19 protein-coding genes are annotated in these 25,623 nt (G+C 63.2%); 6 read left to right on the top strand and 13 right to left on the bottom strand.

Annotation, left to right across the window (positions count from 1 at the left end; genetic code table 11):
* Window positions 1-90 precede the first annotated feature (90 nt).
* The 3 genes from SH412_RS16685 to lexA all read left to right on the top strand — a co-directional run bounded on the left by SH412_RS16685 (window position 91) and on the right by lexA (window position 4,841).
* Window positions 91-2,145, top strand: coding sequence for a carboxy terminal-processing peptidase (locus tag SH412_RS16685; RefSeq protein ID WP_336519153.1), 2,055 nt, complete (start codon window positions 91-93; stop codon window positions 2,143-2,145).
* A 259-nt stretch (window positions 2,146-2,404) separates the two neighbouring features.
* Window positions 2,405-3,820 (top strand): TlpA family protein disulfide reductase, encoded by a 1,416-nt coding sequence (locus tag SH412_RS16690; protein WP_336519154.1) that lies wholly within the window; start codon window positions 2,405-2,407, stop codon window positions 3,818-3,820.
* Window positions 3,821-4,238: 418 nt separating this feature from the next.
* Entirely contained in the window at window positions 4,239-4,841 is a 603-nt protein-coding gene (lexA, locus tag SH412_RS16695) for a transcriptional repressor LexA (RefSeq protein WP_336519155.1), read from the top strand.
* Between the two features lie 542 nt (window positions 4,842-5,383).
* Here lexA and SH412_RS16700 read toward each other — a convergent pair.
* The 6 genes from SH412_RS16700 to tilS all read right to left on the bottom strand — a co-directional run bounded on the left by SH412_RS16700 (window position 5,384) and on the right by tilS (window position 13,203).
* Window positions 5,384-6,775, bottom strand: a complete 1,392-nt coding sequence (locus tag SH412_RS16700) for a sigma-54-dependent transcriptional regulator (RefSeq protein ID WP_336519156.1) — start codon at window positions 6,773-6,775, stop codon at window positions 5,384-5,386.
* 126 nt (window positions 6,776-6,901) lie between these two features.
* Window positions 6,902-8,494 (bottom strand): sensor histidine kinase, encoded by a 1,593-nt coding sequence (locus SH412_RS16705; protein ID WP_336519157.1) that lies wholly within the window; start codon window positions 8,492-8,494, stop codon window positions 6,902-6,904.
* A gap of 204 nt (window positions 8,495-8,698) precedes the next feature.
* Window positions 8,699-9,937, bottom strand: coding sequence for a beta-ketoacyl-ACP synthase II (fabF, locus tag SH412_RS16710; RefSeq protein WP_336519158.1), 1,239 nt, complete (start codon window positions 9,935-9,937; stop codon window positions 8,699-8,701).
* Between the two features lie 3 nt (window positions 9,938-9,940).
* On the bottom strand, window positions 9,941-10,174 hold the full coding sequence (acpP, locus tag SH412_RS16715) for an acyl carrier protein (RefSeq protein ID WP_336519159.1): 234 nt from the start codon (window positions 10,172-10,174) through the stop codon (window positions 9,941-9,943).
* Between the two features lie 319 nt (window positions 10,175-10,493).
* Window positions 10,494-12,077 (bottom strand): MFS transporter, encoded by a 1,584-nt coding sequence (locus SH412_RS16720; protein ID WP_336519160.1) that lies wholly within the window; start codon window positions 12,075-12,077, stop codon window positions 10,494-10,496.
* Window positions 12,078-12,165: 88 nt separating this feature from the next.
* On the bottom strand, window positions 12,166-13,203 hold the full coding sequence (tilS, locus tag SH412_RS16725; protein ID WP_336519161.1) for a tRNA lysidine(34) synthetase TilS: 1,038 nt from the start codon (window positions 13,201-13,203) through the stop codon (window positions 12,166-12,168).
* Between the two features lie 246 nt (window positions 13,204-13,449).
* Between tilS and SH412_RS16730 the strand changes: the two genes are divergently transcribed.
* The 3 genes from SH412_RS16730 to SH412_RS16740 all read left to right on the top strand — a co-directional run bounded on the left by SH412_RS16730 (window position 13,450) and on the right by SH412_RS16740 (window position 16,825).
* Window positions 13,450-13,719 (top strand): hypothetical protein, encoded by a 270-nt coding sequence (locus SH412_RS16730; protein ID WP_336519162.1) that lies wholly within the window; start codon window positions 13,450-13,452, stop codon window positions 13,717-13,719.
* 164 nt (window positions 13,720-13,883) lie between these two features.
* Window positions 13,884-15,425: a ribonuclease Y gene (rny, locus tag SH412_RS16735; protein WP_336519163.1), complete on the top strand. Its 1,542-nt coding sequence runs from the start codon at window positions 13,884-13,886 to the stop codon at window positions 15,423-15,425.
* Between the two features lie 332 nt (window positions 15,426-15,757).
* Window positions 15,758-16,825, top strand: a complete 1,068-nt coding sequence (locus SH412_RS16740) for a hypothetical protein (protein WP_336519164.1) — start codon at window positions 15,758-15,760, stop codon at window positions 16,823-16,825.
* 45 nt (window positions 16,826-16,870) lie between these two features.
* Here the strand turns inward: SH412_RS16740 and SH412_RS16745 are convergent, their stop codons facing one another.
* The 7 genes from SH412_RS16745 to SH412_RS16775 form a co-directional block, all read right to left on the bottom strand.
* A complete protein-coding gene (locus SH412_RS16745; protein WP_336519165.1) occupies window positions 16,871-18,322 on the bottom strand; it encodes a DUF1501 domain-containing protein in 1,452 nt (483 codons plus the stop codon).
* Window positions 18,323-18,489: 167 nt separating this feature from the next.
* Window positions 18,490-19,674 carry an IS110 family RNA-guided transposase gene (locus tag SH412_RS16750; protein WP_336519166.1) on the bottom strand — a complete coding sequence of 395 codons (1,185 nt, stop codon included), beginning with the start codon at window positions 19,672-19,674 and terminating at the stop codon, window positions 18,490-18,492.
* Between the two features lie 82 nt (window positions 19,675-19,756).
* Complete coding sequence (locus SH412_RS16755) at window positions 19,757-21,007, bottom strand: hypothetical protein (protein WP_336518718.1); 1,251 nt, start codon at window positions 21,005-21,007, stop codon at window positions 19,757-19,759.
* An 88-nt stretch (window positions 21,008-21,095) separates the two neighbouring features.
* Window positions 21,096-21,350 (bottom strand): hypothetical protein, encoded by a 255-nt coding sequence (locus SH412_RS16760; protein ID WP_336518717.1) that lies wholly within the window; start codon window positions 21,348-21,350, stop codon window positions 21,096-21,098.
* 225 nt (window positions 21,351-21,575) lie between these two features.
* On the bottom strand, window positions 21,576-23,090 hold the full coding sequence (hemG, locus tag SH412_RS16765; protein ID WP_336519167.1) for a protoporphyrinogen oxidase: 1,515 nt from the start codon (window positions 23,088-23,090) through the stop codon (window positions 21,576-21,578).
* 263 nt (window positions 23,091-23,353) lie between these two features.
* Complete coding sequence (gene hemE / locus SH412_RS16770) at window positions 23,354-24,412, bottom strand: uroporphyrinogen decarboxylase (RefSeq protein WP_336519168.1); 1,059 nt, start codon at window positions 24,410-24,412, stop codon at window positions 23,354-23,356.
* Window positions 24,413-24,465: 53 nt separating this feature from the next.
* A complete protein-coding gene (locus SH412_RS16775; RefSeq protein ID WP_336519169.1) occupies window positions 24,466-25,389 on the bottom strand; it encodes a hypothetical protein in 924 nt (307 codons plus the stop codon).
* Window positions 25,390-25,623 lie beyond the last annotated feature (234 nt).

Genomic DNA, 25,623 nt, shown 5'->3' on the forward strand with positions numbered 1-25,623 from the left:
TGCGGAGCGTTCAGCTAATATCGCGCCGCCGGTGCAATCGGCGTAACCCTCTGCCGCACTCCGTCTTTCTTCCAGTGACGGGACCCACCCATGCTGCTGCGTCCATCCTTCCGGACCATGACCATCCTCACCGCCTGCGTGGCTCTGCTGGTCGGAACCACCATCTTCGCCCAGCAGGCCGGGACGACAGCCCCCGCGGAGCAGATGACCGCCAAGCTCGTCACCGAGATGATCACGCGGTCCCACATCAGCCAGAAACCGCTGGATGACCGCATTTCGGCGATGCTTCTGAAGCGGATGCTGAAAGACCTCGATCCCCAGAAGCTCTACTTTCTGGAGTCGGACATTGAGGCCGTCTCCAAGTTCCGCGACCAGCTCGACGACCTCATTCGCATCGGCAACCTCGACTTCGCCCAGGACCTGTTCTTCAATGTCTATCTGAAGCGGATGGACGAACGGGTTGTCGTCGCCCACATGCTGATCGACGCTCCGCACGATTTTACGCTCGACGAAACGATGTCCGTCGACGGCGAAGCGGCCACCTGGGCGGCCTCGGCCAGCGAGTTGAACGAACGCTGGCGTAAGCGAATCAAGTACGACCTGCTGCTGCTGAAACTCGACGACACGCCGATCGAAGAAGCGCGCAAGCGGTTGCACAAACGCTACGACACGTTGAAAAAATCGGCTCATTCAACCGAACCGAACGAAGTCGTCGAAATCTATCTTTCGGCAATGGCCCACTGCTTCGATCCCCACTCCAGCTACATGTCGCCTCAGACTCTGGAGGATTTCCAGATCCAGATGCGGCTCAGTCTCGACGGGATCGGCGCGGCGCTTCGCAGCGAGGACGGCTACACCGTCGTCGCCGAGATCGTCGCCGGCGGCGGCGCCGAGAAGGACGGTCGCCTGAAGGTCAAAGACAAGATCGTCGCCGTCGGCCAGGAGGACGGGGATTTTGTCGACATCATCGAAATGAAGCTCAGCCGCGTCGTCCGCCTGATCCGCGGGCCTGGCGGCACCAAAGTCCGCCTCCGCGTCCTGACGGAAAGCGGCGAGACGGTCGTCTACGAACTGACGCGACAGAAAATCGAGCTCAAGTCGTCCGAGGTCAAGGGGGAGATCATCCCGGCCTCCGACCGCATTCCCGGCGCCACGGGCAAGCTCGGCGTGATCAACATCCCCTCCTTCTACCGCGATTTCGCCGGCGCCCAGCAGGGTGAAGACGACTTCAAGAGCACTGCCCGCGACGTCCTCGCCGTCCTGAAAGACTTTGAAAAACAGGGGGGCGTCGACGCCGTCGTCATCGACCTCCGCGGCAACGGGGGGGGCGCCCTGCAGGAAGCCATCGAAGTCACCGGGCTCTTTGTCGATCAGGGCCCCGTCGTCCTCGTCAAGGAGCAGAACGGCAAGATCCGCAGCAATGACGACACCCAGTCCGGGGTCGCCTACGGCGGCCCGCTGATCGTCCTCTGCAACCGGCTCTCCGCCTCCGCCTCCGAGATCTTTGCGGGGGCGATCAAGGACTACCAGCGCGGCATCGTCATCGGCGACCACACCACCCACGGCAAAGGGACCGTCCAGAACGTCATGCCGGTCAGCAGCCAGATGTTCCGTCTGCTCAACAACCAGAACCGCGGCGCACTCAAGCTGACCATCAACCAGTTCTACCGCATCAACGGCGACAGCACTCAGAATCGGGGCGTCGAATCCGACATCGCCCTCCCCTCGATCCTCGACCACATGGACCTCGGCGAATCGTTCCTCGACAACGCCCTGGCGTTCGACCGCATCACCCCAGCTCCGCACGTGATGTACGATGTGGTGAGCCAGGGGATCGTCGCCGGCCTTCGCGACGCCAGCCAGAAGCGCGTCGCCGCGGACGCCGAGTTCGGCAAGATCCAGAAGGACATTCAGCGATATCTCGACCGCAAGACCCGCAAGTTCGTCTGGCTCAACGAAGACAAGCTCCGCGCCGAGCGGGACGCCGACAAGGCGGCCAACGAGGCGGAGAAAGAAGAAGAGGAACGCGAGACGAAGCGGGGCCAGGGTCCGATTTATCCCAAAACCGCCTACAACGACGAAATCCTGCGGATCAGCCTCGACTACGTCGGCCTGCTCCGCCAGGGACAGACGGCGGCCAAGTAGTTGCTGATCTGCCGACCGCCCATTTCCCAAGGCCGCGGCCCACTGCCGCGGCCTTGCTGCATTTCAGGGCGGGTTGCGGACGCCGGGACTGCGCATTTCATTTCGTCGTCGTGACTTTCGCGCGGCAGAAACTGCCGATCTCGTCTTGCTGCACCTTCGATCTTTCTTATACAACCCGATTTGCGTCAGCCGGGGTGCATGCGACTCCCGGGGGTCCATTCGGCTGTTCGCCCGCGGTCTCTCAAAGGATGGAGAGGTCATGCTCCCTGTTTCTGGTTTTCATCGACTTACCGCCGGGCTGGTGCTCGCATTCGCCGTCTCCTTCCTGGCAGGCTGCGGCCAGTCGCAACCGCCGGCGGCTGCCGAAGCTGATGCCGGCGCCGGCGCAACTCTCGCCGAACCGGCCCCGATCGCACAGAACCCCCTCGCCGAACAACTGTTCGGCGATTCGGCCGAGCCGGCGATGGCGGAGGACGAAGAGAACTCCAACGACGCCGACGATGCCCGCGCCGCCGCGGAACTGGTCGTCAGCGAACCCGAGAAGGGGAGTCCGGAATGGCTGATCCGGCAGATCCTGGCAGTAAAAATCCAGCCGCTCCCGCCGATTGCCGAGTCGGGTGAGGGCGAAGAAGCTCAGGCGAAGCTGAAAGCGGAGATTGATCAGCAGAAGCAGATCCGCCGCGAACGAAACGAAGAGATCATCAAGCTGGCCGAGGAAGCGATCGCCCGCACGCACGGCGACGAAAAACGACAGCAGATCTACAAGGCCGCCGTCCACCACCTCGTCGACACCCGCCTGCAGCTCGCCAAGCTCGGCAACGCCGCCGATGTGAAAGCCCTCGAAACGCTTGCCGACGATTTCTACAAGAACGCGCCGGAGTCCGAAGCCGCTTCGCAGGCGGCGTTCGCACTCGTGACGCTCGCGCATCACTTCGCGCTGCAGAACGGACTGGACGAGCCCGCCTGGCTCGTCGCATTCTCGCGCCATGCGCAGGTCTACGCGACGCGGTTCCCCAATGATCAGGCCCGAGCGGTTCCCTATCTGATCTCCGCCGCGAAGAGCTGCGACATGAACGGCCTGACGGAAGAAGCTCGTTCGTGCTACGGTCTGATCAAGAGTCGTTTCCCGCAAGCCCCCGAAGTCGAACAGCTTGCCGGCGTCTTCCGCCGTCTGGACGCGATCGGCCAGCCGGCCCAGATCGCGGGGCCGACGCCCGAAGGAAGCTTCTTCACCGTCGAGGACCATAAGGACAAGGCGGTGCTGGTGGTCTTCTGGGCCAGCCACGTGCCGCAGTTCGCCGAAGATCTCCCGAAGATTCAGGCGATCGCCGAGACGTATAAAAAATACCTCGTTGTCGTCGGCGTCAGCCTGGATGAGACTGAAGGAGCCCTCGATAAGTTTGTCGAAGAACATGGCCTGACGTGGCCGCAGATCTTCCATACCGAGCGGGATAAGCGCGGCTGGAACTCACCGGTCGCGGTGTTCTACGGCATTAACCGTTTGCCGGCGATGTGGCTCGTCGATCCGTATGGCAAAGTGGTCGAGACGGCTCTGACGGCCGACAACGCCGAGCAGCGCCTGCGGGACGTCATGCTCCCTTACCTGAAGGGGATCAAGGACGGCTCCATCCAGCCCGCCAGCGCGAAGAGCACTGAAGGTCCACAACGGAACTGACGGCCACTGCCATGTGCGCCGCGGCTCAGACTTGATCAGCAGGTGCATTTACAGACACTTCGACTGCAACTGCGTTGTCTGCCCCGCAGCCGATCTCCTCAGATCCACCAGGGTCGCAATTCTTCGGAGTTGCGACCCTCTTTTTTTCCCGGAAATACGCAATAAAGTCCTGAAAAACGCTGCCGGCGCTCCACATCTCGCGTTCTGGCGATATTTTCGAAAGATTTTTCAGAATTTTGCCTTGCAGCACTTGCCCAACATGCGCGTCAGTATAGACTCTCGTATATCAGTGTTTTCCAGTGCGGAGTGTTTCCGCACAGTTCCCCGGCGGCCTCCATCCCAAATGCCCACCGCTGGGGAACATAGCGCTCACCATGACGAGCGGGCGAATTCACAGGCTTCGCAGAAAGGGACGTTGATGTACAGCAACAAGCCGGCGCTGACCTTGCGCCAAAGGGAGATCTACGACTTCCTTCGAGACAAGATCGTCAATCGTGGCTACGGACCCACCGTGCGGGAAATCGGCTTGCACTTCGGCATCCGGAGCCCGAATGGCGTGATGTGCCACCTGAAGGCCCTTGAGAAGAAGGGCCTTATCACTCGTGAATCCCACATGTCACGAGCGATTCAGCTTTGCGATCCGCCGCAGCCGCGGACAGCCCTGCCACTGGCCGGACAGATCGCCGCCGGGCAGCCCGTGCTGGCGCTCCAGCAGGAAGAACGGGTCGATTTCAGCGGCCTGTTCAACTCGGACGATCACTTCTGCCTGCGGGTGAAGGGCGAGTCGATGATCGACGACCAGATCGCCGAAGGCGATTACGTGGTCGTCCGCAAGCAGACCGACGCCCGCGACGGCGACATTGTCGTCGCCCTCGTCGAAGGCGAAGAAGCCACGCTGAAGCGGTTCTATCGCGAGACGCATCGCGTCCGCCTGGAGCCGCGGAACAAGGGCATGCGCCCCATCTTCAGCAACAACGTCCAAGTTCTGGGTATCGTTCTCGGCGTTATTCGCCAGTACTAGTTTCCGGACCATCGAATTTGCCGCACGCTCTTTCGACGTGCGTCAGTCAACGGCCGACGAAAGGCTCTGCAGCCTTTCGTCGGCTTTTTCGTTGCCCGTTTTCGTTTCGCAGAGAACGCTTCGACGGCTTTGCGAGAGGCTTCGGTTCCCCCGATCACCGCGTCTCGGACCGAATCGTGGCAACCGACCAAGTTTGAATGAAAAGGCGAAATCCTGCGTGTGGCTCATGAACGAGAGTTGTCTCCCGCACCCATCCCACTGAGCCCATGCGGCCCCACGCAGACAAAAGGGTAAGTCGGATTTCGCCACCGGTGAATACGTCGATCGGCGTCAAAAGCGGTCATGCATTCGGGGAGAATTCCAGATTTTTTGGAAAATTCTCCCATTCGGTGCGGCCATGCTTACAGACATTCAGTCTGAATTGTGCGATTTCCGGCGGAAGATGTTCGCAGCTCCCAGCTTCCACTGCACACTTGCAAAACCGGCGGCCGCAGACCGAGAACCACGGCCGCCGCAGACCGTAACCGCCTGAGGCGCAAGGCCTAACCGGCCACGCGCCCCTGGTCGGAGTTGAGCTTGTTGTAGAGCGTTTTGAGCGCGATCCCGAGTTCCGCAGCCGCCTTTGGCTTATCCCCCTGGTGCTTGTCGAGCACTTTGTAGATCACATCCATCTCGATCTCGCGAAGAGTCAATGCCTGCTTCGGCAACAGAATCGACTCGGTCACCACGGCGCCTCCCTGGCCCCCGCGCAGGATGCTGGCCGGCAGATCTTCCGGGCGGATCACCTTGTCGTCCGACATGATCGCCGCATGTTCCAGAGCGTTCGCCAGTTCACGGACATTCCCGGCCCACGAGTGTTGTTGCAGAACGGCAACGGTTTCGGGAGCGAGCACCGATTCGGGGACGTCGCGGCGCTTCAGATAGCGCGCGATCAGAGTCCGCGCCAGATCCGGAATGTCTTCCCGCCGTTCGCGAAGCGGGGGCAGCCGGATTTCGAAAGTGTTCGTCCGAAAGTACAGATCTTCGCGAAAGCTTCCTTCGCGGACCATGTCCTGCAAGTCGCGGTTGGTGGCGCAGACCACCCGCACGTCCGCATGGAAGGCTTCGTTCTCGCCGACGCGGCGGATCTCGCCCGATTCCAGAAACCGCAGCAGCTTCACCTGCATGTTCTTGTCGAGCTCGCCGAACTCGTCGAGGAACAACGTCCCGCCGTTGGCCACTTCGATGAGACCTTTGCGCGGCGTATCCGCACCGGTAAAGGCCCCTTTGCGATGCCCGAACAATTCGCTCTCGACGAGATTATCCGGCAGGGCGCCGCAATTGATCGCCACAAACGGCATGGCGGCGCGACTGCTCAAATCGTGAATCCGGCGGGCCACCAGTTCCTTGCCCGTCCCCGTCTCTCCCTGGATCAGCACGCTGGAATCGGTCGGCGCGATCTTCTCAATCAGAGACTTCACCCGCAGCATCGAAGGCGTGTTCCCGATCAGATCGGGAGAGCCTTCCACCGCCTTCAGACGGGCTTCGAGGGCAATTGTCTTGTTTGTCAGGTTGCGCTTCTCGGCAATCCGCTTCAGGACCGCCGAAATCTCGAACAGCTTGCAGGGCTTCGGCAGGAAGTCGTAGGCTCCGCGCCGGATCGCCTGGATCGCGGCCTCCAGATCGCCGTGACCGGTGCTGATGATGACTTCGGTTTCGGGCGAAACCTTCTTGATGTGGTCGATCACGTCCCAGCCGCTCAGGCCGGGCATTCTCAAGTCCACGATCGCAGCATCGAACGTCTGCCGTTCGAGCGCTTTGAGCGCGGCCTGACCGTCCTCGCAAAGCACGACGTCGTGCCCCATCCGGGGGAGTTCAATCTTCATCACGTCGCGGATCGCCGACTCATCGTCGACGAACAGCACGCGCAATTTCTGAGATGAGGCAGCGGTCAAAGGGGCGTCTCCTTGCCCAACCCGGCAGCTTCCCTGCCGCCAGGCCGACGCATCTCTAAAAGAAGGTCAATTCACTTGCAGAAGGCCCGCGGTTGATAACACAAACTCCACAGACCGGCAACGTCTTCACGCGGCATGAATCCGCGCTCGCTCCTGATTCGTCGACTCCCGGGATGCCGCCGCCCGACGAGGCAGATGCACCCGGAATGTACTTCCCTTGCCCGGCCCTTCGCTGGCGGCCTGAATCCGTCCGCCGTGTTCGGCGACGATCCGATGACTGATCGACAGCCCCAATCCCGTTCCCCGGCCCGAAGCTCGTTCCGTGAAGAACGGCTCGAACAGATTCTCCTGGACGTGAGCCGTCATGCCGCATCCGCTGTCGACGAATGTCAGCACGACTTCGTCGGCGTGCTCCTCGGCCGTAATCTCCAGCCGTCCGTGTCCCTCCATCGACTCCAGCGCGTTGGCCGTCAGATTCAGAATCACCTGTTTCAGCTCCGCGCCGTTGACGACGGCCCGACAGGACCGGCCGCGATCGAACACGACATCGTGACCGCGGAACTTGCTCATGTGCCCGACCATGTCGACCACGTCGGCGATAATCCGCGCCAGGTCCTGCTCGCTCCGCGGCGCATCCTGGCCGCGCGAGAAGTCGAGCAGCCTGCGCGTGATCTGCTGACACCGGAACGCCTCCCGCTGGATCATCTGCAGATAGTTCCTCATCAGGTCGCGATCGTCCCCCGCGATGGACGCATCTGCGGGCATTTCCAGCAGCCGGCTCTCGAGCGATTCCGCCGCCATGGCGATCGCCGAAAGGGGATTGTTGATTTCGTGAGCCACTCCCGCCGACAAGAACCCGACTCCGGCGAGCCGTTCCGACCGCACCAGTTCGCGGCTGCGCTGCTGCACCTCGCGGTCCAGGCCGGTTTTGATCTCCTGAAAGCGAGCCGCCATCTTGTTGAACGATTCGGCCAGCTCCGCCATCTCATCTTTGCCGACGAGTTTCAGTCGGTAAGTGAAGTCTCCCTGGGCGACGCGCATGACACCCTGATGCAGCCGACGGATCGGTTGAAAGACCCAGAGGTAGCCCCAGCGGATCATGAGCGCGAATGCGACCAAAGCAGCCGCGCTGCAGGCCACCGTCAGCCAGAGGAGAAATTTATAGATTCGAGGCGCCTCCCGCAGACGGGAGTAGAGTCCGGGAGGCGTCGGCAGCGATGCGGCGAACTTATGCAGTTCGGCGACCTTATTCAGCAGCCCCAACCGTGCGGCGTCGTGCTGAGCCGGATCCGCAAGAGGTCCGCAGAGCTGTTCGTAGCCCCGCAGACCGTCGCCGATCAGAGCGATCAATTGAGCTCGCAGCGCCTGCTGCCCAGGGTCCATCGAACCCGCGGGAAGCTGTTCCAGCCGGTCGACAAACTTCTGCAACTCCTCCCGCACGGTCGCGGCCTGCCCGAAGCAGGCCTCCGCCCGCCAGATGGCGTTGACGGCGGTCGGCGTCTCATCCGGCCCCTGTCGCAGCGGACCGGCGAGCCCGCCCACGGCTTCAATCAGATTGCCCCGCTGCGTGGCGACGCTCAGATCGTTGTCGATGTCGTGGACCAGCTCGCGATAGGAGCGCAGGCCGAACACGCCCGCGATCACCAGGACGCTCAGCATGAGCATCACGAGCGCCAGCACGACGACCAGCTTACGTCGAATCGAGCGGGTTAAGAACACCGCAGGACGTCCTTGTCTCGCGTAACAGAGAAAGCCGTTCCATCGGCCGCATCGACGGGAGAGATTTGCAAAGATTACAGGGCGAACCGGATTCGGACAACCCCGAATTCGCGATCGCCTTTCTGCGGTCGCCGCTGTTGGCGCAGAAAAAAACCCGGCCGCAAACGCCGGGTCCCTCACCTTGCATCCCGCGCCTGGAGACGCCTAGACCTTGCCGATAATCAGGCAGGCGTTGTGGCCGCCGAAGCCGAAATTGTTCGACATCACGCGATCGACTTTCATGCGTCGTGCTTCGTCCGGAACATAGTCGAGATCGCAATCGGGATCGGGGTTCCGCAGATTGATCGTCGGCGGCGCCACCTGGTGCAGCAGCGCCTGCACGGAGATCACGAACTCGACGCCGCCCGAGGCTCCCAGCAGATGCCCGAGCTGACTCTTCGTGCTCGACACCGCCAGCCGCTTCGCTTCGGATTCAAAAACGCGTTTGATGGCTGCGGTCTCGGCCTTGTCCCCCAGGGGGGTGCTCGTGCCGTGCGCGTTGATGTATTGAATTTGATCGACGGAGAGTTTTGCGTCCCGCAGCGCATTCTGCATGGATCGCGCCGCCCCGGAGCCATGCGGATCGGGCGCCGTCATATGACTGCCGTCCGAGGACATGCCGTATCCGAGGACTTCCGCCAGGATTGTCGCATTGCGGCTTTTCGCGTGCTCGTACTCTTCGAGCACCACGACTCCCGCCCCTTCCGACAGCACGAAACCGTCCCGCTCGCGATCAAACGGACGACTCGCCGTCTCGGGACTCGCGACTCGGGTCGACAGGGCGCTCATCCGGGCGAATCCGGACAGCCCCATGGGAGTAATCGCCGCTTCGCTGCCGCCGCAGATCATCACGTCCGCGTCGTCGTACTGGATCATGCGAAACGCATCGCCGATCGCATTGCTGGCGGATGCGCAGGCCGTCGCCACGGCCGTGCTGGGACCCTTGAGCCCCCAGTGGACGGAGACGTTTCCGCTGGCCGCATTGACCATCAGCTTGGGAATCATGAACGGCGAGACGCGGCTGGGCCCGCGATCGAAGAGCTTGGTATGCTGCTCTTCGATTTCGTTGAGCCCGCCGATGCCGCTGCCGATGATGACACCAGCCCGGTAGGGATCGGGATAAGCGGAGAAATCGATCCCAGACTGCTGCACGGCTTTCTGAGCGGCCGCGAGCGCGAACTGGCAGAAACGGTCGAGACGCTTGGCTTCTTTACCGTCAAAGTGTTCGTCGGGGTTGAAATCCTTGATTTCCCCGCCGAAGTTCACTTTGAAGTCAGAGCAGTCAAAGCGTTCCAGCCGACTGACACCGCTCTTGCCGACGCAGAGTTTTTCCCAAAACTCCGACAGCTCACAGCCGAGCGCGGTGATGACCGACATCCCTGTCACGACGACTCGTCTGGACATCCGTCACTGCTTTTCCTGAATGTACTTGATGGCGTCGCCCACAGTCCGGATTTTTTCGTAATCTTCGTCCGGAATGGTGACTTCGAATTCGTCTTCGAATTCCATGACCAGCTCGACCACGTCGAGAGAATCGGCCTTCAGATCGTCCTGAAACGAGCTTTCCAGCTTAATATCCTCTTTGGGAATATTGAGCTGCTCGCTGACGATTTCAATCACTTTCTCTTCAACCGGCGACACGCTGCACTCCTTCGGAAGCCCGGGGCCGATTCCGCCCTGTTTGCAGTCTCTGATTCCTCGATCCCACCCGGCGGGGATGCCTGTTCGGCAGGCGCAAAACGAGCCTGCGGCGGGACGGCGTGAAGATATACCGCGATTCCCGAATCGTGTAAACCGCAACGGGGTTGCGATTCTTTCCCCGGTTGCCGCGGGCCGCCAAACGGCCCGGTCCCGGCGGCAATCGACGCAAGGACTCCCTGCAAACGACGAGGCCCGGCGCCTCCGGAATGGCGCCGGGCCTGACGTTCATCGTTCGCCGTTGAAAGGCGGTCGCGACCGCTCAGCTCTCGCCGGTGCCGAGCGACTCCGGTGTGTCGATATGCACCGCCTTGTAGCCGCCGATCGATTTGAAGTAGAGAATCAGCAGCAGGTACAGCACCGCCATCGTGGCCGGGACGTAGGCCGTCTGACGGAGAGCCGCCTTGCCGCCGTCAATGCCTGCCGTCTGCACCAGTTTCTTGTCCTCTCCGGCCGTGGCCTTGGCCTCGCCCCACCACGCCGCCAGTTCCGCGTGATTCTTGTCTTCTTTCTTTTCGCTGGCCAGCAGCTCTCCGGCTCGCGCCAGCTCCTTGCCACCATCCTCCACCACCCCGACCTTAGCACCGTCCAGACCGACGGTCTTGAAGACGATGAACTGGCTTTCCGTGGCCGCCTTATAGCGATCGAATGCCTCCGGAGACACTCCCTTCAACTGCTGCGATGCATAGTGATCCTGCTGGAACCCAATCGCCGGGCCACCCAGCAGACCGGCGGACAGCATTCCGACGCCGCCGAGCATCCCGATCGAGACCGCCCCGCCGCGCGGGAACTGCTCCGAAACGACCGCCAGCATTGTCGGCCAGAGGAACGTCTTACCCAGTGCGTACACAGTGGCGGCGATGACACACATCGCGACCCCCTCGGCGTTTCCGAGCAGCGTCAGTCCCGTCGCTCCCAGAACGCCGCTGACGAACAGCAGCCCCAGCGGCGAGATCCGGTGCACGATCGGGCCGGCGACGAATCGCAGCAGGAACATCAGCAGCGACGTATAGACGAAGAGCGCCAACCCGGAGGCCGGGCTCCCCATGATCGCGCCGGTAATCTTGGCGATCCAGGAATCGGTGCCAAGTTCGACATAGCCGACCATGGCATGAATCAACAGCAGGACGAGCATCAGCGGGGCGAAGAGCTGGCCGATCATCTGGCCCAGCGTCACGCCGGCCGATTCGGCTTCCGACTTGGGGAACTTCTGCCCCAGCAACATGCCGCCATAGAAAATGACCGGCACGAGGAACAGTGACATCTGGATCTTCCAGTCGACCGGCTGCACGGTGAACTCGCCTGCATCGTTTTTCGTTCCCGCCATGAAGAACGACGCGAGGCCGCCGATCACCAGCCCCGCAGGCCAGCCGGCGTGCAGGATGTTGAGGTAGTGGGCTTTGTTCTTGGGGAACAGCGTGGCGGTCAGCGGATTGACGACCGCTTCGCACAACCCGTTGCCGACGGCGAACAGGAACATGCCCCAGAACAGGCAGTCGAACGCCGCCGACTTTCCGCCGGAGGCGTATGCCATCGGAGCGGCGAGCGTCAGACCGGCGGAGAGCATGTGCAGCAGAAAGGCGGAGATCATCAACTTGCCGTAGCCGATTTTATCCGCCACGAGCGAGCTGAGGATGATCACGATGCCGAAGCCGGTCAGGCCGCCGCCGGTGATCGTGCCGAGCTCGGTCATGGTGAAACCGAATTGCGTCGCCCACTGACCCAGGATGCCTCCGCGGACGGAGTACCCGACGCCTGCGGCCAGAATGGCCATAAAACCGGCCCAGAGCAGCCGGTAGGCGTTGGGCGCAATCGGCCCGTCGGAACGCACTGTCTCTGCACTCATGCGGAGGCTCCCTCAGTCAAAAGTCGTGGTTTCGGTGTGGAGAATGGAGAGTCGAACGACGCGAGAGGAGCGTATCGTATCGACGAACTCAGGGGTTTTCCACGCCCGAACCGGAGGGTTTGCCCGCATTGCGCTGCAATTGCAGGACGCCGCCCCGACCCGTGGCCCGCACCCCGCCGGGTAGATCGAACGCATCGACGGCGCCGCCGGCCCGGATCGCTGCGGCCGTCCGCTGCAATTGCTTTCGCCCCAGATCCTGTCGCGACCAGCCCTGCCGGACCCACAAACGGCGTAACAGCTCTCGCAGCAGCAGTTCCGGACTGGCGCGCAGCCGCTCCAGGTCGAGGGTCACGCGATCCGCGGAGGATTCCAGCAGGGATTCCGCGAGAAACTGCTCAGCAAGTTCCCCCAGGCAAGCGTCGGTTTCCGCGGCCAGTTCCGACAGGCTGCAGAGGGCTTCGGAGACGCGCGGGTTAAATCGCTCCCGCAGGAGGGGGAGGATCTCACGCCGGAGCGAATTGCGAGTCAGGGAGACGTCGGCGTTTGAAGAATCGACGCGAAATTCCTGTCCCAACTCCGCCAGATAGGCGAAGACATCTTCCCGGCTGACGGCGAGAAGGGGGCGGATCAGCCGGATGGTCTCCGTCAGCCGTCGCTCCGGGGGGATCCCGCGGAGCCCGGCCCAGCCGGTCCCGCGGAGAAGGTGGTGGAGGACGGTTTCCGCCTGGTCGTCGGCGGTGTGCGCCGTCAGGACCAGCGGACACTGTTCCTGTTCGGCGACCTGCCGCAGGAAGGCATACCGCAGGTTCCGGGCTCGTTCCTCCACCCCCGTGACGACGTCCAATGGAGCGGCATCGGCCCGGCCAACCTGGCAGTCAATTCCGAGGCTTTGAGCCAGTTCCTGCACCCAGATGGCGTCGGCTGTCGATTCCGGACCGCGCAGGCCGTGATCGAAGTGTGCGGCGACCGTCGTCAGTCCGCAGCGGGCTGAAATTTCGACGCTCGCCCGCAACAGGGAGACGCTGTCGGCTCCCCCCGACACCGCGACCAGAACCCGCTGGCCGAGCCCTCCGTGCAATCGCAGCGAATGCTCCAACACTGCCGTCAGCACGAGACCTCCCGACATGCAGACGCCAGTCCTTGGCGGCGTGGACCTTGCAGCTTCACCACTGCTTGATACTATGAGTAGTTCGTGCAGAAAAGCTATGCCCGGTTTGAACTTGGCATCGCTGACTGCGGTACAGGACAAACTGGGTCGAGTCCTTCGGACGCGCTCCAACCTGTGGCAGAGGTGGCTGACCGGCCCTTCCCGCCCGACGGGGAATCGCTGGTCGGCCACAGTTCGACGTAACTGTCCTACGGATCAGCCAGGATGTTTCCCTTCCTCGGCAATGTGATGTTCGTCTGGTTCCGACTGCTGATCGGAGTGCTGCGCGCCGCAGTCACCTCCGAGGCACGTTCCGCTGTCTTCAGCGACGACGTCAGCAGCCGGTCCGTCGGCATGACACGGCCTGTTTCCTCGCGGCGGCCTTCCGCCCGCGGTCAACCGGCTCCGCCGGGCGGCCTGCGGATCGGTCTCGCTTTTCGCGATGTCTCCGGGCAGCCGGGGTTCCCCGGTCAGCCCTGCTGGTTTCCCGTCTGATTGTTTCGCCGAATTCCCTCCTCCGCCAGACGACTGCGATCCCTTTTCGATCGACGGTCGGCAGGATTGGTGCGGGTCCAGCATGGCGGTTGCGTTGCGGCCGTCATGGAATCGTTGCGCAAGCAGCGGGGACGACAGCCAATCGGATGTGACAGGGGGAAATCATGGGCGATCTTCTGGGGCCGCTGGTCGGCCTCGTCATCGGTGCACTCGCGGGCTTTTTCGCCGAACGAGTGATTCGCGGCGCGGCCTATAAGAGCCGCGACGAAATCCTGCAACAGGCGGAACGCGACGCCGAGAGCGTCCGCAAGACAGGCGAGCTCCAAGCGAAGGAAGAAGTCCTGCGCCGGCGCGAAGCCGCCGAGAAGGAACTGAACGCGACCCGCGAAGAGCTGCGGAATCACGAACGGCACCTCGACAAGCGCGAGTCCACCCTGGAAGAAGTGCAGGAAGACATCGCGAAAAAAGAGCGGATGCTCGAAACGACTCAGCAGAAGCTGACGGACCGCACCCGCTCGATCGAAGCGAAGGAAAAAGAGCTCGACCGCGTCCTCAAGCAGGAACAGGAGCAGCTCTATAAGATCGCCGGCCTCGACCAGAAAACCGCGACCGACATGCTCCTCTCCCAGCTCGAACGCGAGCTGAAGAGCGAAACCGGCGCGCTGATCATGAAACGGGAGAGCGAGCTCAAGCAGCAGAGCGAAAAGCTCGCCCGCGAAATCGTCGGCATGGCGATCCAGCGCTACGCCTCGGCCCACACCTCCGAGACCACCGTCTCGACGATCGACATCCCCAGCGACGAAATGAAAGGCCGGATCATCGGCCGCGAAGGCCGGAATATCCGGGCCTTCGAAAAGGCCACCGGCGTCGACGTCATCGTCGATGACACTCCCGGTGTCGTAGTCGTCTCCGCCTTCGACAGCGTCCGCCGGGAAACCGCCCGACTGGCCCTGACGAAGCTGATTCAGGACGGTCGCATCCATCCGACGCGGATCGATGAAGTCGTCGCGGAAACGCAGAAGGAAATGGATTCCAACATCGCCAAGGTCGGCGCGGAAGCCGCCCAGGAAGCGGGCGTCCCGAACCTGCACGAGAAGATCATCGAGCTGATCGGCCGGCTGCAGTTCCGGACCAGCTACAGCCAGAACGTCCTCCGCCACTCGATCGAAGTCGCCCACCTGACGGGATTGATGGCCGAGCAGCTCGGCCTCAACGGTACGCTGGCCCGCCGCTGCGGCTTTCTGCATGACATCGGCAAGGCAGCCGACCACGAAATGGAAGGGGGCCACCCTGCCGTCGGCGCCGAACTGCTGAAGCGTTACGGCGAGAAAGCCGAAGTCGTCCACGCCGCTCTGGGCCACCACGACGACATTCGCGTGGACTATATCTACACGGTCCTCGTTGCCGCCGCCGACGCCTGCAGCGCCTCCCGTCCCGGCGCCCGCCGGGAGTCCCTGGAAAAATACGTCCGACGTCTGGAAGAGCTCGAAGCCCTCGCCGTCGGCTTCCCGGGCGTCGACCAGGCCTTCGCCGTACAGGCCGGCCGCGAGATCCGCGTGATCGTCAATCCGGACCAGATCAACGACCGCGAAGCCGCCAAGCTCGCCCGCGACCTGGCGACGGCGATCGAGCAGAACCTGACGTATCCCGGCGAAGTGAAGGTCTCGGTCCTCCGCGAAACCCGCGTGATCGAGTTCGCGAAATAACGAACGGCCTTGTTCGCTGGAGATCCACCGCGCCGCTTCAGACGTTTGCCTGAAGCGGCGTTTTCGTTGGAAGACGTGCAACCACGAATCACACGAATGAGCACGAATCAGAAGGAAGATGAGTTCACCACGGAGTACACGGAAGAAGAGAAGATGGAATTCGTCAGAAACCGCAGAGAAACAAGGACTTCACTCCCATCCTTCAATCCCTCTGACTTTCCCTGTCTTCCTCCGTGTTCTCCGTGGTTCAATTCCTCTTCTACTTTTTCTCATTCGTGCTCATTCGTGTGATTCGTGGTGAACCTCCGAATTCAATCCCAAGGAGCCTGTCGATGTCCTGGTTCCCGGCCCTGATCCTGCTGGCGGCCGTCCCGACGGGCGAGGCGCTGACGCCTGCCGAGTCGATGCTCGCCGATCACGTCACCCAAACCATTTCCAGCAGCGAGTGGCTCGGAGCGCTGGCGCCGGTGGCCCTCTCGCCGTTCTTCGGCATCACCTGCCTGGCAGGCCTGGCGCAGTTCGGCGGCGACTGGTTCCCCGCTCACAGCCTGTTGCTGCAGAAGTCGACGGTCCTCAACCACCCGGCCGTCTTCTGGGTCTTTCTGGTCCTGACGCTGGTGACCTCCCTGCCACGCTTCACCAAGGTCAGCAAACCGATCGCGCAGGCTCTCGATCAGATTGAAGCCTGGTCCGGACTGATCACGCTGCTGACGGTCCGCCTGCTCCTCTGGACGGTCCCCGCCGGCGACGCCGCCCCGCCGGATGTCGTCCATGCCGGTTTTCTGTCGGTCTCGGCGGACGTCCTGCTGATCCTGGCCGGCATCTTCAACTTCCTGGTGATCAATGCCGTCAAGTTCTTCTTCGAGTGCCTGGTCTGGATCACGCCGCTGCCGTTTCTCGACGCCTGTTTCGAGCTGGCGAACAAGGCCCTCTGCCTGAGTCTGGCCATTCTGTACGGCTACAGCCCGTTCGCCGCGACGGTCATAAACCTGCTGCTGTTCGGCGGCTGCCTGCTGATCTTCCGCTGGTCCCACCGGCGGGTCCTCTACTTCCGCACGCTGCTGCTCGATCCGATCTGGGCCACGGCCTTCCCCGGCTACAGCCGGCCCGGCGCGGAGCTGGTGGTCTTCCCGCAACGGGCTTTCGGCCCCTTCCCCGCCTGCATCCGCCTGACGCTGCAGCGGACCGAGTCGGGCTGGAAACTCCGTCAGCCCAGGTTGCTGGGTCAGTCACCCGAAGTCCACATTCCGGACCATGTAACGGCCGTCGTTTCGATCGGACTGCTGGGCCACTCGCTGACCTTCGAAGGAAGCGACCTGCCGCCGATGACTTTCAGTCGCCGGCATACGAGCCGATGGAATGAGTTCCTGGAGGCGTTTCGTCTGCGGATGGGGCGGTAGGGTCCGCTGTGAGCCCGTGAATTTTTCTCGACTTCTGTGCGGCCCCTACGCCAGCACTTCCTCAATCACGTTCCCGTGATCCAGCGCCGGCGCCGGGCGGCCCTGTGTGTCGCGCACGCGGGTTTCTGGATCGATCCCCAGCAGGTGGTACATCGTCGCCGCGATGTCCGCCGGGCCGTAGCCGCGAGTGACCGGGAACGCCGCCTGGGCGTCGCTCTGCCCCACCACCTGGCCGGCTTTTACGCCCGCCCCGGCGAAGAACATTGAACCGCACATTCCCCAGTGATCCCGGCCGCCGCCCGCGTTGATCTTCGGCGTCCGACCGAACTCGGTCAGGTAGACCACCAGCGTCGTGTCGAGCAGGCCCCGTTCCTTCAGATCGCGAATCAGCGCCGCGAAGGCCCGGTCCATGCCGGCGACGTTGTAGCCGCGGAGCGCCATGTCGGACGTGTGCGGGAACCGCTGCTCGGGGACGTTGTGAATGTCCCACAGATTGCCGTAGTCCGGGTCGTAGCCGTAGTCGACCATCACAAACCGCGCCCCGGCTTCGACCAGCTTGCGGGCGACCAGACACCGGCCGCCAAGCTTCGTCCGGCCGTAATCCTCGCGCAACGCTGCAGGTTCCTGGGCGATGTCGAACGCATTTCGCACCTTCGTCGACGTCAGCAGCCGCAGCGCGCCATCGAACTGGCCTTCCAGCCCCGCCTGCACGAGCGACGCCTCGCCGGCCTGTGCCGACTGTTCGAGAACCGTCCGGAGTTGCGACCGACGTTCCAACCGGCCGATCGTCACATCCTGCGGGAACTGCAGTTCGGGCGGCGCGAGGGACTCTTCCGCCAGCGGCGACGGATTGGCCGGCTTGGCGCTCAGCCCGGCGGTGAAGTCGGGCTGCGCGGGCTGGCCTCCCAGGCAGAACGGGGCGTACTGGGCTCCCAGCCAGCCACCCACGAACAGATTGTGCGGCGGCGGCCCCGGCCGGGTGATTCCCGGCACGGCGATATACCCCGGCAGGCCGTTTCGCGAGCCGAGCAGATACTGCACGATCGCCCCGATGTTCGGCTCGCTGAAGAGTTGGGCGGGGGTGACCTTGCGCCCCGAGAGCGTATAAACCTGGCTCAGCAGGTGATCGTTGCTGTCGTGGGCAAACGTCCGGACGACGGACAGCTCGTGCGCAATCTGAGCCAGTTGCGGGCAGGCTTCACTGAAGTAGACGCCCGGCAGCGAAGTCGCCGCTGTCCCCAGTTTGCCCCGCACTTCCACCGGGGCTTCCGGTTTGGGATCGAATGTTTCGAGCTGGGTGACGCCGCCCCCCATCCAGAGGAAGATCACCGACTTGGCCTTGGCCAGCGGCGACTCGGAGCCCTGGGCAATTCCCGGCGCCAGCAGACTGGGCCAGAGACTGGCGGAGACCGCCAGCGGCCCGACTTTCAGCAGATCCCGGCGACAGACGACCGACGTATGCTCAATCTGCTGCAATGCTCGCCGGCCCGTACGCATCCCGCCGCTCCCGAGTATCCGAGGGTTTCTGGAGACTCTGATTATCAGTAAAGATCGGCCACGGAGCAAGACATCAACGCTCTTTGATGGCTGAATTACGCAGATTCCGGAGGAAGAATGTTCACCGCGGAGCGGCTGTGTTGTTGGTCAAGGTGGATTTGTGAGATTTACGCATTTTGGAGTCCGTGGTTCCAGGCGGTGTCGGATTTGATCATCGCGTTGAGGATGGTCAGGAGTTTGCGGATGCAGGCGGTGAGGCAGACCTTGCTTGGCTTACCGGCGTCTTTGAGTCTGCGATAGAACGGTCTGATGACGGGGTTGCAGCGTGAGGCGGTGAGTGCCGCCATGTAGAGAGCGGAACGGACGGAGGCTCTGCCGCCGCGGATGGATCTGAGTTTGGAGGACTTGCCGCTGTCGCGGTTGTAGGGGGCGACGCCGACGAGTGCTCCGACCTGCTGGCGGTTGGCGTCGCCGAGTTCGGGGAGTTCTCCGAGGAGCACGGCGGCTGTCCGTTTGGCGATGCCTGGGACGGAGGTCATGAGTTCGACGCGGCGTTTGGCATCGGGGTCGGAGTCGCAGAGATCGTCGATCTGTTTTTCGATGGCAGTGATGCGTATTTTGAGCATGTTTCGGGTTTGCTCGATGTCGTCTTTGACGGCCTTGTCGCGAGCGGCTTCGAAGTGATTGGACTCCTGGACGTGGAGGTCGACGAGCTGCCGTCGGCGAGTGACGAGTGCGTGGAGTTTGAGCTGGAAATCGGAGGGTTTTTCGGTGATCTGGAGTTCGGCGACCTTGGAGTAACGAACGAGGACGCGTGCGTCGATGGCGTCGGTTTTGGCGATCCATCCGGCCCCTGTGGCAAAGGCGCGGACGCGGATGGGGGGCACGACGGCGACGTGATACCCGTGATCGTTGAGACAGAGGAAGGCGTCGAAGTGATAGGTGCCGGTGGCCTCCATGACGACCTGGCAGCGGTCGGGTGGGGGGAGCTGCTTGAGGAGTTTCAGGAAGCCCTTGAGGTCGTTGTCGACGGCCAGGAGGGAAGAGGAGTCGGACATGGCGACATCGAGTCGTGCCTTGGAGACGTCGATGCCGATGTGGATGCGGGGGTCGATGGCGTGTTCCCAATCTCGTAAATGCGAGCTCGGAGAGTTTCGAGAACGCTTCCGGCTCAAACGGCTGTTCGGGCTGGTACGACCATGCCGACGACGATCCAGCTCCGCGGCGGGCTCTGAGGCCCCAGACGCGATCGATCTGTCGCCGGCCGCGGCGGGGGCCGCTTCGTCGCTACGCTCCGAAGCGGCCCCCGCCGCGTGTCCCATGACACCACACGGGGTAGATGGATTCAACATACGAGACGCGGAGGACGCGGAGAAAACCGAGAAAAAGTCAACCGCACTGGTTCCCAGGCTCCGCCTGGGCTGCGCGAAATCGTCAATTGTTGGCGGTCCCGGTTGATCCGGCTTTTGTTCCTGGAAGGACGGGGAGGGCCTGGCGGCGCTGGGCTGTCAGCGACTTGCCTAAGTGGTCGTCGATCCACGCGAGCAGGTCGCGATGCCGCACGGCGTTCAGGGCTTCGCAGATCTTTTCCTCGCTGATCCGCACGACCGACGCGGCCATCCCCAGAATCAGTTTCGTAAAGCCGCCGCGGCTGTGCTGGCCCTGCAAACGCTTGCCCTTGCCGATCAGCGATTCCAGCACTTCGCTGCTGGCCGGCAGACTCTGTCCGGGGAGCACGCCGCTCGACTGCTCGCTCACGAACTCCACCAGCCGCGCCGCCGCACGCTCACCGGCAGGCGTTCGGGCCACCGTCTCCAGTTGCCGGCGCAGCGTCTCGCCGGCGGCGGCGTGGTAGCCCGCCACGCGCAGGAACTCCAGCATGTGGTCCTTGACCGCCTGCAAGTCGTTCCAGTCCACGAGCGCCTCCCGGAAGTCGCGGATCCAGCCGAACTTCTCCTCGAGCCGCGTCAGGTCGAGACCCGCGGGACGTTCGGCCGCGGGCGTGTCGATCAGCCGCAGCATGCGGGCGCCCCAGCCGATCAGCGGCCCCAAGTTCAAGTAACGCCCTTTGACTTTCTGCGTGGGGGGAGCAAGGTGTCCGAGTTCCGTCTGCTTCACCCGTGGCTGCGTCTGCCCGCAGTGTTTGACGAACGCGATCCACCGCGGATCGGCGAGCAGTTCGTGCTTGAGCACGATCGCCGTCTTGTGGGCGATGTCGTGCAGCACCTGCGTCGTCGGGTGCTGTTCGCGGAAACGCTGAGCGCCGCCGAGAAGATCCGAACCCTCGTCGCTGAGGATGGCGGCCGGCACGCCGACCAGCCCGGCCGCAGCCGCGAGCTGCCGCTGGACGATCTCGCCGCTGGATTTTTCGACCGGCTGCAGCGCCAGCAGCGTCAGATCCTGGTGCGTCAGCGGCGCCGTCAGCGCTTTCCACGCCGACAATCGCAGCCCCGCGATGACCAGACACTTCCGCGACCCCAGTTGCAGCGTGTGGTCGACGAGGAACACCCAGTCGGCGGCGAATTCCTTGGGCCGCCGCAACTCGTGCAGTCCCAGCCGCAGCAGCCACGCTTCCGCAGTATTGGCCGCAGGAGCCCCCCGGAACTGGGGCAGGCTGTCCCGCAGCAGTTCGACCACCGCCCGGCAGCCGCGAAAGCTGACCGCTCCGGCCAGACAGAACTGCAACGTCAGGCCGATGGCCGCTGCCGAATACGCATGATGGGCCGGTCGGACGGCGTCCGGGAGGGGGCCAGGGGCTGCGTCGGCGACCCGGTCAGCGCCCGGATTTTAAGGCGGCGATCTCACGTTCCAGGTCCGCCGCGCGGCGTTCGGCCGCGGCGGCCCGCGTGCGCCACATCGCGCGGCTCTTCTCGACGGCGCGGGTCTGGTTCTGCAGGAGCTTGCAGGTTCGCTTCCACTGGCCGGACTTCGCCTTCCACCGATTGCGACTCCGCTCGAAGAACCGCACCAACTTGCCCGCCGGCGACGAATACCGGGCGACGGCTGTTTCGCTGGTTTCGCAGGTCATGACGTTCCTCCTTGAACAAAAAGCCCAGTGGAACAAAAACGCGACGATTCGCCGAGGCCAATTGCCCCTGAAAACGACGGATTTCGCGCAGCCCAGGCTCCGCCTGGGAACCCCGTCTTTGCGAGGCTCTGCCTCGCTCTTTGGCGCCTTGCGGGCGAGAAGAGAAGAGGACGCCGAGTGTCCAAAGAGGGCGTTCCCAGGCAGAGCCTGGGAACGAGGAGAATCTTACTTACCCCTTAAATCATCTCCGGCCTGTTCTTCTCCGCGTCCTCCGCGCCTCCGCGGTAAAACTTCTTCATCTTCTTTGATCGCAGTCACAGTCCGCCACAAACGGTCCGCGGCGTCTTCGGCCTGCTGGATCACGTCGGGGACCCCGACGCCGTGGTAGGCGTTGCCTGTCAACGCCAGGCGCGGGTGTTGGGCGGCGAGTTCTTCGATCCGCGCGACGCGCTGCAGATGTCCCACGTGATACTGCGGCATCGCGTTGGCATAACGGATGACCTGCGCCCATTGCGTGCTGACGCCGAAGATTTCCTGCAGCTCTTCCCGCACGATCTGCAGTAGTTCCTCGTCGCTCCGCTCGAACAGGTGCTGCTGCAGCGCGCCGCCGATGAACGTTCGCAACAGAATCCCTCCCTCCGGCGCGCGGTCGGCAAACTTCCGACTGGAGAACGAAACCGCCAGAATCCGCCGGTGCTCGCGATGCGGAATCACCAGGCCGAACGCCTGGGGCGGCTCGCGGAACTCGGCCAGCTTATGTCCGCTGACGACGATGGCGCTCGACGCGTACTCAATCGACCGCAACGCCCCGGCGAGGTCTCCATCCATCCGTTCGACGAGCGCCGCCGCCTGGTGGGCCATCATCGCCAGGACAACGCCATCCCACGGACCGTCGGTCGCGCCGTTCTCCAGCCGGACTCCGGTCGGCTCTTCGACGGCAGTCGTCAGCCGGATTCCGGTCCGGACCTGGACGGACGGCTGAATCGCCTGTGTGAGAGCGTCGACTAGATCCTGCAGGCCACCTTTTAGCCCCAGAAACAAACCGTACCGCGCCCCGGTCGAGCTGGAATCGCTGTCGGCGTGCTGCTCCTTGAGCTGCCTCCGCGAGCCGCGGATCACGCTGCCGTACTTCTGCTCCATCTCCACGAATCGACCCAGCGTCGCCTGCATGCTCAGCTTCTCGGGGTCGGCGGTGTAGATTCCCCCGACCAATGGCTGAATCAGCCGTTCCAGCGCTTCGCGCCCGAACCGACGACGAACGAAATCGGCGAGGCTCTCGTCCTCGGACGAACGGCGCGGCGGAACGAACAGCTCCATCCCCATCCGCAACTTGCCCCACAGGCTCAGCAACGGCGTCCTGACCATCGGCCAGAAGGCGGAGGGGCTCAGCAGTTGAAAGCCATCCGGCACAGGGACCGGCCGGCCTTCATGCAGCACCAGGGCGCCGCGATAGCGAGGATCGAGCGTCGCCAGCCGGTCCTCAATCCCGAGTCGCTGACAGAGCCGGAGTGCGGCCGGCTTGTTCGTGATAAACGAGTCCGCCCCCACGTCGACCAGGTAACCGTCCCGCCGGATCGTCCCGACGATCCCGCCAGTCTGCGGCGAGGCTTCGAAGAGGGTCAGCTCGACCGGCCGGTCCGCCTGACGGGCCAGTTCCTGCAGCCGATAAGCGGCAGTCAGCCCCGACAGCCCGCCCCCCACGACCGCCAACCGCAATGGCCGAGCCACCGATTCCGCCATTCGCAGATACTCCAGCCTTGGAAGAGAAGGCAGGATTCACCGCGGAGACGCGGAGAAATGCCTGAGAAGAGAAGAGGTTCCGGAAAGTGAAAAGTGAGTATTGAGTAGTGATGAGTGTAAAGTGACAGAGAACGTGATCGGTCGCCTGCTGGCGACTCCTTCATTTTGCACTACTCAGTCAACACTACTCACTTTTCACTTTCCTCAGTCTTCTCCGGGACGTTCTCCGCGTCCTCCGCGTCTCCGCGGTGAAATCCTCTTCATCAGTTCGCAGTGTTCCGCAGTGCCGCGCTGCGTTCGTGAACCAGTTGCACCAGGGCCTTGACGTTGTCGGGCGGCGTCTCCGGCAGCACGCCGTGGCCGAGATTGAAGATGTGCCCGGGGCGGCGGCCGACCGCTGTCAGGAGATCTTCCGCCTGACGCTTCGCCGTGCTCCAGTCCTGCAGGACCAGCGGGTCGAGGTTCCCCTGGACCGCGTAGGTTTCACCCAGATCGTTCCAGGCGGTCATCAGGTCGACGCGCCAGTCGAGGCCGAACACCGAACCACCGGCCTGTTTGATCAGCGGCAGCAACGCAGGATTGCCCGTCAGGAAGTTGATCACCGGCACGCCCGCCGGGATCCCGTCGATCACCATTTTCGTATAGGGGAGCACGTAGCGGGCGTAGTCCGTCGGCGACAGACATCCCGCCCAACTGTCGAAGAGCTGCACCGCCTGACAACCCGCGTCGACCTGGGCCCGGATGTACCGGATCAGGCTGCGAGCCAGCCGCTCCATCAGCGTCTGCCAGGCGCCTTCGTCGGCATACATCAGCGTTTTCGTGCGGATGTAATGCTTCGAGCCGCCCCCTTCGATGCAGTACGACGCCAGCGTAAACGGCGCGCCCGCGAAGCCCAGCAGCGGAATATCGCCCGGCAGTTCCCGGCGGATCAGCTTCACCGCGTCGAACGTGAAATGCAGCGAACTGACATCTTCCAGCTCGCGGACGCGGTCGATGTCCGCGGCCTGCTTGAGCGGATTATGAATGACGGGGCCTTCTCCCTTGGCGTATTCGAGGTCGAAGCCCATCGGCTGCAGCATGGGGAGCAGGTCGGCGAACAGGATCGCGGCGTCAACGCCCAGGACCCGCTGAGCCGTCAGGGTGACCTCTGCGGCCAGTTCCGGCTGGGTGCAGAGGTCCATGAACGTCACTTTGCTGCGGACAGCCATGTATTCGGGCAGATAGCGTCCCGCCTGCCGCATGATCCAGACCGGGGTCGCGTCCACGGGCTCGCGCCGGCAGGCCTTCAGGAAGCGGCAATCGTTGAGTTCCGTCGCGGGCATCAGCTTCTCCACAGAGTTCATTCTGGGGAAAAGTGTACCAGCCCGTCCGGAATTCAGCGAACGACCTGCAGCCACTCGCGAAACGCCCGGTCGATCACCGCCGGGTTCTCGCAACCGAACAGGTCGCACAGGGCCAGGCTCCCGGTCGGGTCGAGGTCGTGCGTCGCCCGGCACTTGCGGTAAAAATGCGACAGTAGCCGGCGTTCCTGCAGAAACAGACAGAAAAACCGGGCCTGAGCATACTCGACCTGCGGCTGCGCCGAGCGGCCGAAGTCTTCGAGCAGCAGTCGCTCGACCGGCGGGAGACGGTCGAACTCCAGGGCCTCGGTCAGGAACTTTCGCCGCCAGTTGTCCCGGCCGATCAGCTCCAGGCCGTCTGAGGAAAACTCGCTTTCTTCGTGCAGCGAAGCCAGCCCTTCGTCGAACCATTCGGGCAGGTCGGCGAAATCGGCATGCGCCAGGGCATGCGTCAATTCGTGGGCCAGCGTCCCTTCCCCGGTGCTGAGGTTCAGCACGATCCGTCGGGCATCCCGGGAGTAGACCCCGGCGTACTCTTCGCGGCTGCGGTTCTCCAGTCGACGGTTGCAGTCGCGATACGACTGATCGCTGGACGCCGCCAGAATCGTAATCGGCTCTGACGGGGCTTCATCAAAATAACACACGCCGATCGCCCGGGCCGTCGGGAGGACGGTCTCTCGATGAAGGCGTTCCAGCGTCTCGGACGGCAGATCGCCCCCCAGGACATACGGAGGGCGAATGACGAACGTCCAACTTTCCGGCAGACGTTGTTGAAGTTCATGGGCTGCCGAATGGCAGTCGGCGTTCAGATCGAACGCGCGCGTCGCCGAGCGTTCCCGCGCCAGCCTGACCTGACTTTCGCGCAAGGCTCCGCCCGCGGGACCGGACGGGCCGGCCACGGCGTAGCACAATCCGATCAGCAGGATCGGTCCGGCGACAAGTGCGAGCGAGCGCCACATGGCTTTGCGGATGCTCCGCAGGGACGGGGGATTGGGTGATTTTTAACGGTTAGATCGATTCCCGCGGACACTGACCGGCAGACGGCATCGTTCGCAAACTTACCCCACGGAAATTTCGCGGCTTGAGCAAACCGGTCCGCCGGTCACGGATTGGTGGCGATTGAGTCTCGCGCTGTCGATTGATACCATCCTTTCGTTACAGTTTCCGCGACGCAGTTCGTTTCCGGACGTCTT

Origin of the sequence: Planctellipticum variicoloris (assembly GCF_030622045.1) — a bacterium.
Taxonomy (GTDB): Bacteria; Planctomycetota; Planctomycetia; order Planctomycetales; family Planctomycetaceae; genus Planctellipticum; species Planctellipticum variicoloris.